The organism is Neisseria sp. 19428wB4_WF04 (genome assembly GCF_015235335.1).
Taxonomy (GTDB): Bacteria; Pseudomonadota; Gammaproteobacteria; order Burkholderiales; family Neisseriaceae; genus Neisseria; species Neisseria musculi.
Map to the genome: position 1 here is coordinate 1 of NZ_JADGLG010000215.1, position 351 is coordinate 351.

Here is a 351-nt window from a genome sequence, read left to right on the forward strand (position 1 = left end):
ACGGCAAAGTCTTTACTATCGTAGTTGAAAACACCAAGAAAGACATTTGCTTCCTGTTATTAAACGAAAAGTCATGCCTGACGGCATTGTCTGTACGGACTGTTATAAAAGCTATGATGTGCTTGATGTGAGTGAGTTTACCCATCACCGTATCAACCTGATTGTGCCGTTTCAGAATGCCGAAAACAGCCGCTTTCCCTGCCTCTCCCTTGCCGCGTTTTCCTTTGCTGTTAAATATCGTGCAAAACTGAGCCAGGGAAACGGGGAGTTGTGCTCCAAAATTGAGCCACTCTCCGTTTGTTATAAACTGCTCCGCTTTATCACACAGCGGAGCCCAACCTGGATGTTATG

At 45.6% G+C, this 351-nt stretch carries 1 pseudogene; it reads left to right on the forward strand.

From position 1 onward, the window contains the following. Window positions 1-157: pseudogene (locus IR141_RS13715) on the forward strand (transposase); the annotation flags it as partial. Between the last annotated feature and the right edge of the window lie 194 nt (window positions 158-351).